The following is a 16,539-nucleotide window of genomic DNA, read 5'->3' as shown; positions in this document are numbered from 1 at the left end:
CCCCATGCGATCGCACAGAGTCGCATCGGCGGTTCGCGACGAGAAAGGGACGGCGTGACCGAGACGACGGCCGAACTCGCCCGTTCAGCCATGTCCGACTTGGCCGCTGCCGCGGTCGCTGCGGCCCGTGCCTCGGCTGCCCAGCCCACCGTTCCCGTCGACCTCGGCATCATCCAGCCGCGTCGGCGCCTCGGTCTCTCCGACCTCAAGGTCTTTCCCCTCGCTCTCGGTGGCAACGTCTTCGGTTGGACGGCCGACCAGGCCGAGACGACCTCCGTGCTCGACGCCTACTTCGACCTGGGCGGCAACTTCGTCGACACGGCCGACTCCTACGCGGGCGGCCGCAGCGAGATCATGATCGGATCGTGGATGCGTTCTCGCCGATCCCGGGACGACATGGTCGTCTCCACCAAGGTGGGCAAGAGCGCCGACAACCCCGGGTTGACCCCGCGGTCGATCGAGCGAGCCGTCGACGCGTCCCTCGAGCGGCTCGGCACCGATCGCATCGACCTTCTCTACCTGCACGTGGACGACACCGAGGTGGCGTTCGAGCGCACGCTGCTGGCCGTCGACCACCTCATCCGGGTGGGCAAGGTCCGGTGGTTCGGTGGCTCCCACCACTCGGGCAACCGCCTCTATGAAGCCCGCATCGCGGCGGGGATGCTCGGCATCGCCCCGATGGTGGCGCTGCAGAACCAGTACAACCTCCTCGACCGTGCCGAGTACGAGAAGGGCCTGGCGCACGTCGCCGCACAGCAGCGTCTCGCCGTCATGCCGCGCTTCGCCCTCGCGAGCGGCTTCCTCACGGGCAAGTACCGATCGCGATCCGACGTGGCGCACAGCCCACGTCGTCGCGTCCTGGCGAAGTACCTCTCCAAGAGAGGACTCAAGGTCGTCCACGAGCTCGACCGCATCGCGTCCGTGCACGAGGTCTCGAGTGCCGCCATCGCGCTCGCCTGGCTGCTCGCCAAGCCGAACGTCGTGGCCCCGGTCGCGAGTGCGACGAACGCCAAACAGGTCTACGAACTCGCACAGGCCGCACGGGTCCAGCTCACGCGCAACCAGGTGCTCGACCTCGACCGCGCCTCCGCCTGATCGTCGGACGTCATGGTCGAGAGGTGACCTGCGCGCTGTGTGACCGAGACGCCCGCGGACACCCGGGCGTCCGGTGGAATCGGCCGGTGACCTAGGCGGCGAGGAGTCGTTCCGCCGTGCGGCGGAGCGACGCGGCCGCCGCGATGGCGTCGCCGGCGTAGGCGCCCACCTGGGCACCGTCCAGGGCGAGGACGAGATCGTCGGCGGCGTCGCCCGGCAAGGGGTGGCCGGCCGCCTTGAAGAGGGAGACCATCTCGCCCGTCAGCCACTCGCGGTGTTCGGCGATGGTGACGCGCACGGGGTGGGTCGGGTCGCTGAACTCGGACGCCGCATTCGCGAAGGCCGAGCCTCGGAACGAGACGGTCTGGACCCGGGTGACGACCGCGTCGAGGTAGGCCTCGAGGGTCGCGCGACCGCCGTCATGGGCCTCGACGAGGGCCGCCAGCTCGGCGGCCTCGAGGTCGTGCCGACCGGCGAGGTACTCGAGCACGAGCGTGTCCTTCGCGCCGAAGTGTTTGTAGAACGTGGCCTTGGTCACCGAGGACTCGGCGATGAGACGGTCGACGCCCACGACGCGGACGCCCTCGTCGTAGAAGAGGCGGTCGGCGGTCGTGAGGACGCGGGCCCGAGCGCCGGGGACGGGGGAGTCGGCGCGAGGGCGACCAGGGAGACGCTGGACGGCCGGTTGGGGGGAATCGACCGTCACAGCGTGGCTCCTTGGGACGTCTCGGCTTAGAGCCGCGTGGGGGACGCGCGCTCCGGACCTTCTGACGACGTCCGACCAGCCGCCGACGGCGACCATCAGGGGGGATGCGGTCGTCGTCGGTGGATCGACTCTAACACCGATGAGGACAAACAGAGTTGTCTGTTTGTCCCCAAGATCGTCCCCCAATTCGGGTGCCAGCCGTTCCGAGCCGTTCACGGACGACTGCGGGGGAGGTCGCCTAGGCTCGACGTGATGAACGGCCCTGTCTCCTTCCCGCTCGACGAGGTCGAGATCTCCTTCCGCGCCACGGGCGACGCGCTCGTGAGGCGCACCGTGTTGCCCTCCGGCGTCCGCGTGCTCAGCGAGCGCATGCCGGGGGCTCGCAGCACGACCATCGGTCTGTGGGTGGCGGTCGGTTCCCGCGACGAGTCCGACGCCGAACGGGGGTCGACGCACTTCCTCGAACACCTCCTCTTCAAGGGCACGCCGACCCGCTCGGCCCTCGACATCGCCGTGGCGTTCGAGTCGGTGGGCGGCGAGCACAACGCCGCGACCGCCAAGGAGTACACCTGCTACTACGCGCGGGTGCGCGACGTCGACCTCGACGACGCGATCGACGTGCTGAGCGACATGGTGACCTCGTCGACCCTCGACCCGGCCGAGTTCGAGACCGAGCGCGGGGTGATCCTCGAAGAGCTCGCGATGGCGGACGACGATCCCGCCGACATGGCCGGTGAACGGCTGTTCGAGTCGGTCTTCGGCGACCATCCGCTCGGGCGTCCGATCGGAGGCTCACCCGAGAGCATCCGTGCCGCGGCACGCGACGACGTCGACCGGCACTACCGCGAGAACTACCGTCCCCGAGACCTCGTGGTGTCGATCGCCGGTGCCGTCGACCACGACCGCGCCCTCGACCGGTTGACGGCGGCGCTCGACCGGGCCGGGTGGCCCACCGACGCGGCGTCGCCCGTGCCCCGTCGCGACGACGCGCCCGTCGGACTCGTCGCCGGCGAACCGCTGCAGGTGATCCGTCGTCCCCTCGAGCAGGCCACCGTCCTGCTGGGCCTGCCGGGCATCTCCGTCGGGGACGACCGTCGACCCACGTTGGCCGTGTTGAACTCGGTGCTGGGCGGGGGCATGTCGTCCCGCCTGTTCCAAGAGATCCGTGAGCGCCGTGGCCTCGCCTACTCGGTCTACTCGTTCGCTCCGAGCTACTCGGACGCCGGTCTGTTCGGGCTCTACGCCGGGTGCACCCCTGCCAACGCCGGAGACGTCGCCCGCCTCATGCTCGACGAACTCGCCGGACTCGCCACCGACGGCATCACCGACGACGAGCGTCGTCGGGCCCTCGGCCAGTTGGGAGGGGCTGCAGCCCTCGCCCTCGAGGACAGCGACACCCGCATGAACCGCCTCGGTCGAGCCGAGATCTCGACGGGCGAGTTCGTCGACCTCGACACCTCCCTCGCTCGCGTCGAGGCCGTCACGTCCGACGACGTCCGATCGTTGGCGGCCCAGCTGCTCTCCGGCCCCTTGTCGACCGTCGTGGTCGGCGAGGTCGACGAGACGTCCTTCCCGGTCCCGACGACGACGTCGGGAGCGACCCCTCGATGAACCAGGAGACGACGGTGTCCCATTACCTCTACCTCGTCCGGCACGGCGAACAGCAGGACGCCGAGCACGGGCTGCCCGACGGTCCCCTGAGCGAACGGGGCAAGCGTCAGGTGCGCCTCCTCGCCGAACGGCTCGGCGGCGTTCCCTTCGACGCGGCGTGGCACTCGCCCCTCGAGCGTGCCGAAGAGACGGCCGCCATCATGACCGAGCGCATGCCGGCGCTCGAGTCGCAGCCCTCGACCCTCCTCTTCGACTGCGTGCCGTCCGGACCGACGTCCGACATGCCGTCGTCGTACAAGCCGTTCTTCGGCGGGGTCACCGACGAGCAGATCGAGGCCGGGCAGGCCCAGATGGCCGACGCCGTCGCCGAGTGGCTCACCCCGGCCCGAGAGGACCGCCACGACCTGCTCATCACGCACAACTTCGTGATCGGATGGTTCGTCCGCGAGGTGTTCGGGGCGCCCGACTGGCGGTGGATGGGCGTCAACCAGGCCAACGCGGGGTTGACGATCATCCGGGTGCGATCGGCGAAGCCACCCGAGCTCGTGACGCACAACGACCTCGGCCACCTTCCGGTCGAGCTGCGCACCGGTCTTCCCGTCGAACAGCCTTTCTGACCCGTCGTCCGCCCGGGCCGCCTCTCGTCAGGCGGGGCCGTGCGGGGTCCCGGCCCGGACGATCTTGCCGTACCAGGTCGTCGCATTCGGATTCGCGTTGTACGGCTCGATCGTCCCGTACCCCGCGCTGCGGTACAACCCTCCGGCAGCCGCCAGGCTGTCGTTCGTGTCGAGGACGATCTCGTCGGCACCGAGAGCAGAGGCCCGACGTTCGAGCTCGTCGAGAAGGGCCCGCCCGAGTCCCTGCCCCCGACCGGTGGGACGCACGTAGAGGTGCTTGACCTCGTACCGCACGGCCCCCGAGGCCGAGGGGGCGATGAGTCGGATGCCTCCGCACGCGGACGGCTCGGCGGCCCGGCCGGGGTCCGAGTCGGCCGTCTCGCCGTCGACGACGACGAACACGCCGCCCGGGGGAACGAAGGCCGTGGCGTCGGGCAGGGTCGTGGTGTAGCTCCCCTGTGCCGAGGGGAACGTGTTCTCGCGCTCGGTGAAGTACTCGGTCAGGAGGGCGGCGGCATCGGGGGAGGAGACGCTCGTCTCGCGGAACCGGGGCATGCCCTCCATGGTAGGTCGGGGTTCCGCCCTCGTCCGTCCGGGTGCCCCCGGTAGATTGGACGGCATGACTTCGCGCATCGCCGTGGTGGGAGCCACCGGCACCCTCGGCTCGTTCATCGTCGATCTCGTCGAGCGCACCCCGGGCCTCGAGCTCCACGCCGGTCTCTCGTCCCGTGACGATCTCGACGACGTCCTCGGAGCCGACCTCGTCATCGACGTCACGCACCCGGCCGTCAGTCCGGGGATCGTCGAGCACGTCGTCCGCGCCGGCATCCCGGTGCTCGTCGGCACCTCGGGCTACAACGCCGAACGGCTGGCCCGTCTCGCGACGGTCGTCGCCGACGCGGGTGGTCCCGGCGTCCTGGTGGTGCCGAACTTCTCGATCGGCTCGGTCCTCGCGACCCGGTTCGCCACTCTGGCGGCGCGATTCTACGAGTCCGTCGAGATCGTCGAGGCACACCACCAGGGCAAGGTCGACTCGCCCTCGGGCACGGCCGTCCGCACGGCCGAACTCATCGCCGAGGCCCGCCGCGACCTCGGCCCGGTGTCGGCACCGCACGCTGACCAGCGGGCCAGGGGGCAGCAGGTGGCGAGCGTGCCGGTGCACAGCATGCGCCTGCGCGGCATCGTCGCGAAACAGGAGGTCGTCTTCGGCGGAGAGGGCGAGACCCTCACGCTCACGCACGACACGCTCTCGCAGCGCGCCTACGAGCAGGGGCTCCGCGTCGCCATCGAGGCCGCCCTCGGCGTCACCGGGGTCGTCGTGGGTCTCGACGCCGTCCTGCCCCTCGAGTCGTGAAGGGACGTACTGCGGCGCTCCTCATGGCGCTGCTCCTGCTGCTCTACGTCGTGCTGGTCGGTCAACGGGCCGTGCTGTTCCTGTCGACCGGCGAGCCGGTGGCGATCGCGCTCGGCGTCGCCCTGCTCGTCCTTCCCCTCCTGGGGCTCTTCGCCCTCGTGGTCGAACTGCGCTTCGGCCTCCGCACGCAGCAGATCGTCCGACAGCTCGCCGACGAGGGCGCGCTGCCGGTCGACGACCTGCCGCGCCGCACCTCCGGTCGGTACGAGCGGGAGGCGGCGGACGCCGCGTTCCCGGCCTACAAGACGGCCGTCGAGGCGGCGCCCGACGACTGGCGGGCGTGGTTCCGGCTCGGCCTGGCCTACGACGCCTGCGGCGATCGCCGACGGGCCCGTCAAGCCCTGCGTTGGGCCATCAAGCTCCGACGCGAGACGACCGACTGAGCACGCCGGCCCGGTTCGGCCGAGTGGTCAGAGTGCGTCGACGAACGCCGTCAGTGCGTCCTCGACCGTGCGGTGCTGGAACACGAAACGGTCGCGCTCGAGCGCCTCGGGCACGACCTGCTGGCTGGGCAGCAGCATCTCGCGCCCGGCCTCCTGCATGGCGGTCGAGATGACGACCTCGGGCACGCCCAGCAGGTAGGGGCGGTGCAGGTCGGCGGCCAGGGTCCGCGTGATCAGGTCGCTCGTCGCCGGCGTGGGGCCGACCAGGTTCACGGGGCCCGAGACGGACGACGTGAGCAGGTGCACGATCGCGGCGGCCTCGTCGTGCAGGCTGATCCAGGGCCAGAACTGGTCGCCGGTACCCAGTCGCGAGCCCAGGCCCAGCTTGGTGAGGGGCAGCAGGGGCTTGAGCGCGCCTCCTCCGGGGCCGATCACGATGCCGGTCCGCAGCGTGACGACGCGCGTGGCCTCGGGGGCCTTCTCGGCGGCGGCCTCCCAGGCGACGACGACGTCGCTGAGGAATCCCTCACCCCGGCCGCTCGCCTCGGTCAGGCGTTCGCCGGGACGGTCGCCGTAGACGCCGACGGCCGAGCCGCTGAGGAACGTCGCGGGTGGTGTCGAGGCCGCCGCCATGCCGTCGACGAGCGTCGACGTCGCGGCGAGGCGCGATTCGAGGATGTCGCGCTTGTACCCGGCCGTCCAGGGCAGACGACCCAAGGAGGCGCCGGCCAGGTTCACGACGGCGTCCGCGCGGGCGATCAGGTCGTGGTCGACGATGCCGGCACTCGGCACCCAGGTGTACTCGTCCTCGGCTCGGGGTTCGTGACGCACCAACGAGAGCGGACGGTGGCCTGCCTCGCGCAGCTGGCGGGTGAGTTCGGTGCCGATCATGCCGCTGGCGCCGGAGATCAGGACGGTGAGTGCGTCGGTCATGGGGACACCGTATTCCGGCCCGCTGGGGGAGCGTCCGCCGGCGGCCACGGTGCTTCCCGGCGGGGGCGCCCTGCGAGGTAGAGTCGACGCCGTGCCCGAGACCGAAGCCACCCCCGCCGTGCCCTCCGCCAAGACCCCCGAGTTCCGCTCCGACGTCACCGTCGAGTTGGTCCGCTCGAGCGCCCACGACTCCGACGTGCTGTTCGCGGCCCGGGTCTCCACCATGGGTGAGCTGACCCTCGACGGCGCCCAGGCATCGGCCGACGGTGCCCAGGCGACCAAGGGTGCCGGTCTCATCAACTACCTGATGCGCGATCGCCACGGCTCGCCGTTCGAGCACAACTCGATGACCTTCTACGTGCAAGCGCCGATCTTCGTGTTCCGCGAGTTCATGCGTCACCGCATGGCGAGCTACAACGAAGAGAGCGGTCGTTACCGCGAGCTCAACCCCGTCTTCTACGTGCCCGCCCCCACCCGCAACCTGCAGCAGGTCGGCAAGCCCGGCGCGTACGACTTCCTGCCCGGCACGCCCGAGCAGTCCGCCCTGGTCGACGAGGCCACCCGCGCCGCGTCGGTCCAGGCGTTCGAGGCGTACCAGCGCATGCTCGACGCCGGCATCGCCCGTGAGGTCGCGCGCATCGTGCTGCCGTTGAACATCTACTCGTCGATGTACGTGACCGTGAACGCCCGGTCCCTGATGAACTTCCTCAGCCTCCGCACCAAGCGCGAGGGCACCCACTTCCCCTCCTTCCCGCAGCGTGAGATCGAGATGTGCGCCGAGAAGATGGAAGACCTCTGGGCCGAGCTCATGCCCCTCACCTACGCGGCATTCGGGGCGAACGGGCGCGTCGCCCCCTGACGGCGGTCCTCGCCGACGCGACCCGCGCCTCCTGACCGGGGCGTCGGACGCGGCGCGGGGAGGTCGGGCCCGACGCGAGACAGTACGCTGGAGGGCGTGTCGAACATCAGCAACCCCTTCGGTCAGGTCCTCGTCGCCCTCGTGACGCCGTTCACCGCTGACGGCGAGGTCGACTGGCCGGCCGTCGAGAAGCACATCGACGACTGCATCACCGCGGGGGCCGACGGCATCGTCGTCACCGGCACCACGGGCGAGACCAGCACCCTGACCGACCCCGAGAAGCTCCGTCTCGTCGAGGTGGGCAAGTCGGTGGCCGCCGGCCGGGCCAAGATCATCACGGGTGGCGGGTCCAACGAGACCGCGCACGCCATCCAGCTCTACAAGGCCAGCGAGAAGGCCGGCGCCGACGGCGTCATGATCGTCACCCCCTACTACAACAAGCCCACGCAGGCCGGTGTGCTGACGCACTTCCGCATGATCGCCGATGCGACCGACCTGCCGGTCATCCTGTACGACATCCCCGGCCGCACCGGCATCCCGATCAAGTACGAGACCCTGCTCCGGGCCGCCAAGCACCCCAACATCGTCGCGGTGAAGGACGCCAAGGGCGACTTCGCCGAGGTCAGTCGTGTCCTCAACCAGACCGACCTGCTCTACTTCTCGGGCGACGACGCGAACGTGCTGCCGCACCTGGCCATCGGCGCCTCGGGCCTCATCGGCGTCACCGCGAACATCGCTGCAGCCCCGTACCGCACCATCGTCGACGCCGTGAACGCCGGCGACCTGCACACGGCGACCGAGGCGCACCAGATGCTCGAACCCCTCGTCCGCGCCGTCATGACCCACGTGCCCGGCACCGTCGCGGCGAAGTACATCCTGCACGGCCTCGGTCGCATCTCGAGCCCCCGGGTGCGCCTGCCCCTGGTCGGCCCGGAAGACAGCGAGGCCGCTCTCATCGAAGACGAACTGTCGCACGTCGGGTCCATCCCCGGCCTCGACCTCAGCCGCTTCCGGCCCGACCGCAACGCGGCGGCCGGCGGTGCGCTGCCCAAGGTGCACGGCACCACGCGCTGACCTCCTGATCCCCGCCGACGACGACGTCGGCCGCACACCTCCCGCACACAGGGGCACGAGCCCCACCCCAACCGAAGGAACAGATGCCCACGACAATTCACGCTCCCCGAGAACTCGCCAAGGGCACGCTCCGCGTGATCCCCGTCGGCGGTCTCGGCGAGATCGGCCGCAACATGACGGTCTACGAGATCGACGGCAAGCTGCTGATCGTCGACTGCGGCGTGCTCTTCCCCGAAGAGCACCAGCCCGGAGTCGACCTGATCCTTCCCGACTTCTCGCCCATCCGCGATCGCCTCGACGACATCCTGGCCGTCGTGCTCACGCACGGGCACGAGGACCACATCGGTGCCGTGCCCTACCTGCTGCGCCTCCGTAAGGACATCCCGCTCATCGGCTCGCAGCTGACGCTCGCGCTGATCGAGGCGAAGCTCAAAGAGCACCGCATCACGCCGTACACCCTCGCCGTCAAAGAGGGCGGGCGTGAGTCGCTCGGGCCGTACGACCTCGAGTTCATCGCGGTCAACCACTCGATCCCGGACGCCCTCGCGGTCGCCATCCGCACCTCGGCGGGCACCGTGCTCCACACCGGCGACTTCAAGATGGACCAGCTGCCGCTCGACGACCGCATCACCGACCTGCGGGCGTTCGCCCGCCTCGGTGAAGAGGGCGTCGACCTGTTCCTGCCCGACTCGACGAACGCCGACGTGCCCGGGTTCACCGCGCTCGAGCGGGACATCGGGCCCGTGCTCGACGACGTGATCCGCCGGGCTCCCCGCCGCGTGGTCGTCGCGAGCTTCTCGAGCCACGTGCACCGCGTCCAGCAGGTGCTCGACGCGGCCCACGCCAACGGCCGCCGTGTCGCCTTCATGGGGCGCTCGATGGTGCGCAACATGGGCATCGCCGCCGACCTGGGCTACCTCAAGGTGCCGGACGGCGTCCTGATCGACGCCAAGAAGGCGAAGGACCTTCCCGACGACCGCATCGTCTACATGAGCACCGGGTCGCAGGGCGAGCCGATGGCCGTCCTCGCCCGCATGGCGAACCTCGAGCACCAGATCGAGATCGGCGCGGACGACACGATCATCCTCGCGTCGAGCCTGATCCCCGGCAACGAGAACGCGGTCTACCGCGTCATCGACGGCCTCACGAAGCTCGGGGCCAAGGTCGTCCACAAGGGCAACGCCAAGGTGCACGTCTCGGGGCACGCCTCCGCCGGCGAGCTGCTGTACTGCTACAACATCCTGCGACCGAAGAACGTCATGCCGGTCCACGGCGAGCACCGTCACCTCTACGCCAACGCGGCGCTGGCGGTCCGGACCGGTGTGCCGCAGAAGAACACCATCCTCGGCGAGGACGGCATCGTCGTCGACCTGCGCGACGGCGTCGCCGAGGTCGTCGGCCAGCTCGACATCGGCTACGTCTACGTCGACGGCTCGACCGTCGGCGAGATCACCGACGCCGATCTGAAGGACCGCCGCATCCTGAGCGAAGAAGGCTTCATCTCGGTCTTCATCGCCATGGACGCGTCGACGGGCCGTGTCGTCGTCGGGCCCGAGATCCAGTCGCGCGGCTTCGCCGAAGACGAACGGGTGTTCGACGACGTCAAGCCGAAGATCATCGCAGCCCTCACCGAGGCCGCCGAGAACGGCACACGAGACACGCACGCCTTCAGCCAGGTCGTGCGTCGCACGGTCGGCCGGTGGGTGAACACGCAGCACCGTCGTCGTCCGATGATCGTGCCGGTGGTCATCAGCGCCTGAGCCACGAGTTCACGACGACGGCCCGCGGGGGAGACCCGGCGGGCCGTCGTCGTCCCCGGGGCCGGTCCCGGGCCGCCCCGATCCCCGCGGAGGAGATCTCATGCTCCCGATCATCCTCCGGGGTGAGGCGGTGACGCGCCTGGCCTCGCTACGGTGACGTCTGACACGTCAGTACATCGACCGGGGGTAGCCGTGCGCATCGCCAAAGTCTGGGTCTTCCCGATCCTGCGCATCCTGATCTTCGTCGCCATCGCGGCGGCACTCGTCAAGCTCGCGTTCTTCGCGGCCCCGGCTGCCGGTGACGACACCGTCGCCGTCCCGACCGGCGAGCTCGTCGAGCCGCAGATCGCGGTGGCCGTCGGCACGATCACCAACGACGTGTCCGTCGACGCGACCGTGGTCGCCGACCCGGCGGCTCCCGTGCCCGCGACGCTCGCGGGCACGGTCACCGGCGTCGACGTCGTCAAGGGGCAGGCGGTCGCCGCGGGCGACCGGCTCGCGACACTCCGGTCCGAGACGCCACAAGAGCCCCTCGTGGCCGCCGACGGCACCGTGACCGAGCGCAAGCCGATCGTCAAGACGGCCGTCATCACGTCACCGGTGGCCGGGACGATCACGTCGGTCGCCGTGATCAAGGACCAGACGGTCGTCGTGGGTGACGCGGTCGCGCAGGTCGCGCCTCCGACGTTCCACGTGACGGGATCACTCGCCGCGGACCAGCTGTACCGTCTGGTCAGTCGGCCGGCCGAGGGGTCCGTCGCCATCACCGGGGGGCCGGCGCCGTTCCCGTGCACGGCGCTCACCGTCGGGGGGAGCACCTCGTCGTCCGCGGGGCCGGACGACGGCGGGGAGGCCGGTGCGCCGACGGGGGACTCGTCGGGACAGAGCGTCTCCTGCGTCGTGCCGGGCGACGTCACCGTGTTCAGCGGACTCGCCGCCAGGCTGACCATCCCTGCCGGTGTCGCCACGGACGTCCTGACCGTGCCCCTCACGGCTGTGGAGGGCGCGGCGGGCAAGGGCGTCGTCTCGGTCGTCGGAGCGGACGGCTCCACCGAGAAGCGCGACATCACGCTCGGCATCAACGACGGCACGATCGTCGAGGTCACCGGCGGCCTGGCCGAGGGCGACCTGGTGCTCGAGTTCGTCCCGGGCGCCGCTGCGGCGCCGCAGGGTGACTGCGTCGACCCCGCCACGGGCGCGGACCTCTGCAGCTGATGGCCCTGATCAGGCTCGAGGCGGTCACCAAGACGGTGCCGCTCGCCGATGACCGGACACTGGACATCCTGACGGGCGTCGACCTCGAGGTGGACGCGGGCGAGCACGTCAGCATCGTGGGGCGTTCGGGGTCGGGCAAGTCGACGTTGCTCAACATCCTCGGTCTCATCGACGAGCCCACCACGGGGACGCACTGGTTCGACGACGTCGACGTGCGCGCGATCCGGCGCGGTCGGCGCGATCGGCTGAGGGGCGCCCAGGTCGGGTTCATCTTCCAGCAGTTCAACCTGCTGCAAGGGCGCACGGCACTCGAGAACGTCATGACCCCGCTGCTCTACTCGTCGGGTGCCGAGTTCTGGCGTCGGCGGTCCATCGCGGGCGAGATGCTGGAGCGCGTGGGTCTCGGTCACCGGGCCGACTCCATGCCCCATCGCCTGTCGGGCGGCGAACAGCAGCGCGTGGCGATCGCCCGCTCGCTCGTCCGCCGGCCGCGCGTCATCCTCGCCGACGAACCGACCGGTGCGCTCGACGTCGAGACGGGCGCGGGGGTGATGACGCTGCTCGACGGCATCGCGACCGAGAACGAGGCGGCCCTGGTGACGATCACCCACGATCTCGCGGTCGCCGCGCGCGCCTCGAGGCATTACCGGCTCGACGAGGGTGTCCTCTCGGCATCGGCCGACGGAGCTCTCCGGACACCGACGCCGACGTCGTCGCCCGTCGCGTCGACGTCGTCCCCCCGCGACGAGGTCGACGCGTGAGGCGTGTGGTGGCCGACGTGGTGGGGGCCGTCGCCGAGGCCTGGGCCGAACTGCGCGTCAACAAGCTCCGCGTGCTGCTCAGCCTGATCGGGGTGGCCGTCGCCGTCGCGGCCCTGACCGGCGTGGTCGCCCTCGGCGGGCTCGCCGAGCAGTCCTCCCGCGAGAACGCCGAGCGGTTCGGTGGCCGTCCCGCGAACTACTACGTCAACGCCTATTCCGACGGCGCCACGTCGCCGAGCACCGAGGCGATCGCGGACGCCTTCGCCACGACGACGGCACGCTACGGGATCGAGCAGACCAGCCGCGTCGTGTACGGCAATCGAGCCGTCCAGCTGCCGGACGGTGTGACCGAGGTCGGGGCCGTCACGGTCGACGTCCCCTACGGCGAGATGCACCGGGTCGTCATGACGGAGGGGTCGTGGTTCACGGACGGGGACGCGTCACGTCTCGCGCCGCCCGTCATCGTCAACGAGGTGCTCTGGCGGCAGCTCGGCTCCCCGCCGTTGTCGTCGCATCCGACCTTGCTGGTCCGGGGGTCGGACTCGGCGACGCTCGTCGTCACCGGAGTCTCGGCGGCGACCGAGTACGACGGCCCGCAGATGTACCTGCTGCCGATCACCGACTACGACCTCGCCCTGGCGAGCTACGGCGCCGAGACCCCGCAGTACGAGATGTGGCTGCCGCCCGAGACCAGCGATGCCCTGAGCGCTCAGGTGGCGTCCGACATGGGGGCGAGCCTCGGCGACGACGTGCAGGTCGACGTGTCACGACAGGACTACGCCGCCGGCGGCGACGCCGACCCCTTCGGTCCCATCAAGCTGATCATCACGGGGGTCGGCGTGCTGGTGTTGCTCCTCGGCGGTCTCGGCCTCGTCAACATCGCGCTCGTGACGGTCCGTCAGCGCATCCGCGAGATCGGCGTGCGTCGGTCCTTCGGGGCCACGGCTCCCCGGGTCTTCTTCTCGGTCATGCTCGAGAGCGTCGTCGGCACGGTCGTGGCGGGCGCCGCGGGCGTCATGGTGGCCGTCCTCGTCGTCGAGAACCCGACGGTGCAGGGTTACATCGCCCAGGGCGCCGTCAGCGATCTCCCCCCGTTCCCTGTCGAGGCGGCGCTGATCGGCCTGGCATCGGCAACGGCCATCGGGGCGGTGGCCGGTCTGCTGCCGGCTCTCGTGGCGATCCGTGTCAAAGTGATCGACGCCATCCGCTACTGACACACACCGGAGCACCTGCGGCCGCTGTCGGTGCTGAGAGGTACCTTGGAGCCCATGGCCACGCCCACCAAGTCGACCGCGCGCGCGCGCTCGTCGTCGCGAGCGTCGCAGACCTCCGGCGCCACGAAGGCGACCAAGAAACTGCCCGCACCCCGCCAGCCCGACCCGGTCCGCGAGGGTCCGGGGCCGTTCGTCGCGGCATGGATGGGGCTCGCACACCTGACCGGCGGCGCGTTCCGGCTCCTGGGCAAGGAGTCCTTGGCGAAAGACGAGCGACGGGACGGCGTGCCCTTCCTGCTCGTCCTGCTCGCGATCGCCGGGGCGGTCGTCGAGTGGCTGAACCCGACCAGCCCCGTCGCGATCGGATTCGACGCCTACACGTTCGGCGGGCTCGTGGGACGCGTCGCCTACGCCCTGCCGGTCATCATGGTCCTCTTCGCGGGCTGGCTCTTCCGTCACCCGGCATCCGTTCACGACAACACGCGCATCGGCATCGGACTCGGCCTCTCGATCGTCTCGATCAGTGCGCTGTGCCACATCTTCGGCGGGCAGCCCGAAGCCGCAGCAGGGCTCCGCGCCCTCGCCACGGGTGGTGGCGTGCTGGGCTGGGTCGTCGCCTCCTGGCTCGTGGCCCTCGCCACCGAATGGGTCGCGGTCCCTCTGGTGGTCGTCCTGCTGGCGTTCTCGCTGCTGATCATCACCAAGACCCCGCCGAACCGCATCCACCGTCGGCTCGGCGAGCTCTACTCCTACCTCTTCGGTGAGACGACCTCGGCGGCGGCCGGGGCCGACGGTGATCCCGACCTCGTCGACCTGGCCGAGTCCGAGTCGCTGCCCTGGTGGCGGCGGAACAAGGATCAGCGCGAGGACGACCCCGCGTACGACACCCCGCTGGTGAAACCGGACGAGTCCTCCTCCACCGACACGCTCGGGCGCCGTCGACGGAAGAAGCCCGTCTTCGAGCCGGGCGTGGACGACGGGGGCAGTGCTGCCGCGGCGGGTGCGGCAGGGGCCGCCGCGCCGACGACGGCTCCGACCGACGTCTTCTCCGCCGACCTCCTCGGCGATCTCGATCGGGCAGAGGACGCCGTCCGTGCCCAGGGGTTCGACGTCCCGTCCGTTCAGCCCACCGCGGCGACCACGGTGCTCCCGGTCGTTCCGTCCGAGCCCGTCGGCGAGAGCGACGCAGCGGCCGACTTCCTGGCGGTCGACCCCGACGAGGCTGCACCGCCCTCTCTCGACGAGGTCGACGACGGTGCCGAGAGCGCCCCGTATCGTCTCCCGGCCGCCTCGAGTCTGTCGGTGGGCGAGCCCGCGAAGGCGCGCAGCGAGGCGAACGACGCGATCGTGGCCGCCATCAGCCAAGTGCTCGACCAGTTCAACGTCGACGCCAAGGTGACCGGCCTCAAGCGCGGTCCGACCGTCACGCGTTACGAGATCGAACTCGGCCCCGGCGTCAAGGTCGAGCGGGTCACCGCCCTGACCAAGAACCTCGCCTACGCGGTGGCCTCCAACGAGGTACGCATCCTGTCCCCGATCCCCGGCAAGAGCGCGATCGGCGTCGAGATCCCCAACACCGACAAAGAGATCGTCGCCCTCGGCGACGTCCTGCGGTCCTCAGCGGCGAGCAAGAGCGTCCACCCGCTGACCATCGGCGTCGGCAAGGACGTCGAGGGGGGCTACGTCGTGGCCAACCTGGCCAAGATGCCGCACCTCCTCGTGGCCGGCGCCACCGGGTCGGGCAAGTCCAGCTTCATCAACTCGATGATCACCTCGTTGTTGATGCGCGCGAAGCCGACCGACGTCCGCATGGTGCTGATCGACCCCAAGCGGGTCGAGCTCTCGATCTACGCCGGCGTGCCGCACCTGATCACGCCCATCATCACGAACCCCAAGAAGGCCGCCGAGGCCTTGCAATGGGTCGTCAAAGAGATGGACATGAGGTACGACGACCTCGCCAGCTTCGGCTTCCGACACATCGACGACTTCAACCGTGCCGTCGTCGGCGGCGAGATCGTCCTCCCCGCCGGCAGTCAGCGCAAGCTCAAGCCGTACCCCTACCTCCTCGTGGTCGTCGACGAGCTGGCCGACCTCATGATGGTGGCTCCGCGCGACGTCGAGGACAGCATCGTCCGCATCACCCAGCTCGCCCGTGCCTCCGGAATTCACCTGGTCCTCGCCACGCAACGCCCCTCGGTCGACGTCGTGACCGGACTCATCAAGGCGAACGTCCCCTCCCGGTTCGCGTTCGCCGTCTCGAGCGTCACCGACTCGCGGGTGATCCTCGACCAGCCCGGGGCCGACAAGCTCATCGGTCAGGGTGACGGGCTGTTCCTCCCCATGGGTGCCTCAAAGGCCATGCGCGTCCAGGGCGCCTGGGTGCAAGAGAACGAGATCGCCCAGGTCGTGGCCCACGTCACCCGCCAGGCGCGTCCCGACTATCGTCCCGACGTCGCCGCGGTGGTCGAGAAGCGCGAGATCGACGGTGACATCGGTGACGATCTCGAGCTGCTCCTCGCGGCGGCCGAGCTCGTGGTCAGCACACAGTTCGGTTCGACGTCGATGCTCCAACGCAAGCTGCGCGTCGGGTTCGCCAAGGCGGGCCGCCTCATGGACCTCATGGAATCGCGCGACATCGTCGGTCCGTCCGAAGGGTCGAAGGCTCGCGACGTGCTCGTCACGACCGAGCAGCTCCCCGGCGTGCTCGCGAAGCTGCGCGGCGGTGACGCGGCCCCCGAGACCGGCGCCGGTCGCACCTCCTCGGGTTCGGCCTCCGCCTCGCGGGGCGACGCCGGAGACTACGACGGCGACCCGGTCGAGGCCATGACCCGTGGGTACGCGGAAGACGACGACGCCGGAAGCGAAGACGCCTGGCACCTGACGGGCAGGGAGTAGAG

The 16,539-nt window shown here is 70.3% G+C and carries 15 protein-coding genes; 12 read left to right on the top strand and 3 right to left on the bottom strand.

Annotated features, from left to right (window positions below; translation table 11 throughout):
- The first annotated feature begins 54 nt into the window (after window positions 1-54).
- Window positions 55-1,095, top strand: coding sequence for an aldo/keto reductase (locus IFT88_RS12790; protein ID WP_231567171.1), 1,041 nt, complete (start codon window positions 55-57; stop codon window positions 1,093-1,095).
- A 91-nt stretch (window positions 1,096-1,186) separates the two neighbouring features.
- On the opposite strand, the gene IFT88_RS12785 is transcribed toward IFT88_RS12790, so the two are convergent.
- Complete coding sequence (locus IFT88_RS12785) at window positions 1,187-1,801, bottom strand: TetR/AcrR family transcriptional regulator (RefSeq protein WP_056227101.1); 615 nt, start codon at window positions 1,799-1,801, stop codon at window positions 1,187-1,189.
- A gap of 252 nt (window positions 1,802-2,053) precedes the next feature.
- On the opposite strand from IFT88_RS12785, the gene IFT88_RS12780 reads away from it, so the two are divergent.
- Window positions 2,054-3,412, top strand: a complete 1,359-nt coding sequence (locus IFT88_RS12780; protein ID WP_192121028.1) for a M16 family metallopeptidase — start codon at window positions 2,054-2,056, stop codon at window positions 3,410-3,412.
- Window positions 3,413-3,426: 14 nt separating this feature from the next.
- Window positions 3,427-4,029, top strand: a complete 603-nt coding sequence (locus IFT88_RS12775; protein WP_054147267.1) for a histidine phosphatase family protein — start codon at window positions 3,427-3,429, stop codon at window positions 4,027-4,029.
- 27 nt (window positions 4,030-4,056) lie between these two features.
- Here IFT88_RS12775 and IFT88_RS12770 read toward each other — a convergent pair whose 3' ends face one another.
- Window positions 4,057-4,584: a GNAT family N-acetyltransferase gene (locus IFT88_RS12770; protein WP_137847653.1), complete on the bottom strand. Its 528-nt coding sequence runs from the start codon at window positions 4,582-4,584 to the stop codon at window positions 4,057-4,059.
- Between the two features lie 64 nt (window positions 4,585-4,648).
- Here IFT88_RS12770 and dapB point away from each other — a divergent pair, with 64 nt between their 5' ends.
- Together dapB and IFT88_RS12760 are read left to right on the top strand one after the other, a co-directional pair.
- Window positions 4,649-5,383, top strand: coding sequence for a 4-hydroxy-tetrahydrodipicolinate reductase (gene dapB, locus IFT88_RS12765; RefSeq protein WP_192121026.1), 735 nt, complete (start codon window positions 4,649-4,651; stop codon window positions 5,381-5,383).
- Window positions 5,380-5,826, top strand: coding sequence for a tetratricopeptide repeat protein (locus IFT88_RS12760; RefSeq protein ID WP_369700712.1), 447 nt, complete (start codon window positions 5,380-5,382; stop codon window positions 5,824-5,826). The genes dapB and IFT88_RS12760 overlap by 4 nt, the downstream gene beginning before the upstream one ends.
- Before the next feature lie 27 nt (window positions 5,827-5,853).
- Here the strand turns inward: IFT88_RS12760 and IFT88_RS12755 are convergent, their stop codons facing one another.
- Window positions 5,854-6,759: a TIGR01777 family oxidoreductase gene (locus tag IFT88_RS12755; RefSeq protein ID WP_192121024.1), complete on the bottom strand. Its 906-nt coding sequence runs from the start codon at window positions 6,757-6,759 to the stop codon at window positions 5,854-5,856.
- 91 nt (window positions 6,760-6,850) lie between these two features.
- On the opposite strand from IFT88_RS12755, the gene thyX reads away from it, so the two are divergent.
- The 7 genes from thyX to IFT88_RS12720 all read left to right on the top strand — a co-directional run bounded on the left by thyX (window position 6,851) and on the right by IFT88_RS12720 (window position 16,537).
- Window positions 6,851-7,618: an FAD-dependent thymidylate synthase gene (gene thyX, locus IFT88_RS12750; protein ID WP_231567172.1), complete on the top strand. Its 768-nt coding sequence runs from the start codon at window positions 6,851-6,853 to the stop codon at window positions 7,616-7,618.
- A 96-nt stretch (window positions 7,619-7,714) separates the two neighbouring features.
- The gene (dapA, locus tag IFT88_RS12745) at window positions 7,715-8,692 is read left to right on the top strand and encodes a 4-hydroxy-tetrahydrodipicolinate synthase (RefSeq protein ID WP_043596672.1); all 978 of its coding nucleotides are present in this window, start codon (window positions 7,715-7,717) and stop codon (window positions 8,690-8,692) included.
- 83 nt (window positions 8,693-8,775) lie between these two features.
- Window positions 8,776-10,452, top strand: a complete 1,677-nt coding sequence (locus tag IFT88_RS12740) for a ribonuclease J (RefSeq protein WP_043596674.1) — start codon at window positions 8,776-8,778, stop codon at window positions 10,450-10,452.
- A gap of 192 nt (window positions 10,453-10,644) precedes the next feature.
- The gene (locus IFT88_RS12735; RefSeq protein WP_192121022.1) at window positions 10,645-11,667 is read left to right on the top strand and encodes an efflux RND transporter periplasmic adaptor subunit; all 1,023 of its coding nucleotides are present in this window, start codon (window positions 10,645-10,647) and stop codon (window positions 11,665-11,667) included.
- On the top strand, window positions 11,667-12,428 hold the full coding sequence (locus IFT88_RS12730; protein ID WP_192121020.1) for an ABC transporter ATP-binding protein: 762 nt from the start codon (window positions 11,667-11,669) through the stop codon (window positions 12,426-12,428). The genes IFT88_RS12735 and IFT88_RS12730 overlap by 1 nt, the downstream gene beginning before the upstream one ends.
- Window positions 12,425-13,642, top strand: a complete 1,218-nt coding sequence (locus tag IFT88_RS12725; RefSeq protein WP_342212155.1) for an ABC transporter permease — start codon at window positions 12,425-12,427, stop codon at window positions 13,640-13,642. Before IFT88_RS12730 ends, IFT88_RS12725 begins: the two co-directional genes overlap by 4 nt.
- 54 nt (window positions 13,643-13,696) lie before the next feature.
- Window positions 13,697-16,537 carry an FtsK/SpoIIIE family DNA translocase gene (locus IFT88_RS12720; protein WP_043596677.1) on the top strand — a complete coding sequence of 947 codons (2,841 nt, stop codon included), beginning with the start codon at window positions 13,697-13,699 and terminating at the stop codon, window positions 16,535-16,537.
- Window positions 16,538-16,539 lie beyond the last annotated feature (2 nt).

Source organism: Frigoribacterium sp. CFBP 8751 (assembly GCF_014841545.1).
In the GTDB taxonomy this organism is placed as follows: Bacteria; Actinomycetota; Actinomycetes; order Actinomycetales; family Microbacteriaceae; genus Frigoribacterium.
The sequence above is the reverse complement of the archived record's forward strand: the minus strand, read 5'-3'. Positions and strand labels throughout refer to the sequence as shown.

What these genes read in the sequence shown, in the direction of transcription:
- IFT88_RS12720 (WP_043596677.1), top strand. Translation starts at nt 13,697, where the DNA reads ATGGCCACGCCCACCAAGTCGACCGCGCGCGCGCGCTCGTCGTCGCGA.
- IFT88_RS12780 (WP_192121028.1), top strand. Translation starts at nt 2,054, where the DNA reads ATGAACGGCCCTGTCTCCTTCCCGCTCGACGAGGTCGAGATCTCCTTC.
- dapB (WP_192121026.1), top strand. Translation starts at nt 4,649, where the DNA reads ATGACTTCGCGCATCGCCGTGGTGGGAGCCACCGGCACCCTCGGCTCG.
- IFT88_RS12740 (WP_043596674.1), top strand. Translation starts at nt 8,776, where the DNA reads ATGCCCACGACAATTCACGCTCCCCGAGAACTCGCCAAGGGCACGCTC.
- IFT88_RS12730 (WP_192121020.1), top strand. Translation starts at nt 11,667, where the DNA reads ATGGCCCTGATCAGGCTCGAGGCGGTCACCAAGACGGTGCCGCTCGCC.
- IFT88_RS12755 (WP_192121024.1), bottom strand. Translation starts at nt 6,759, where the DNA reads ATGACCGACGCACTCACCGTCCTGATCTCCGGCGCCAGCGGCATGATC.
- IFT88_RS12770 (WP_137847653.1), bottom strand. Translation starts at nt 4,584, where the DNA reads ATGCCCCGGTTCCGCGAGACGAGCGTCTCCTCCCCCGATGCCGCCGCC.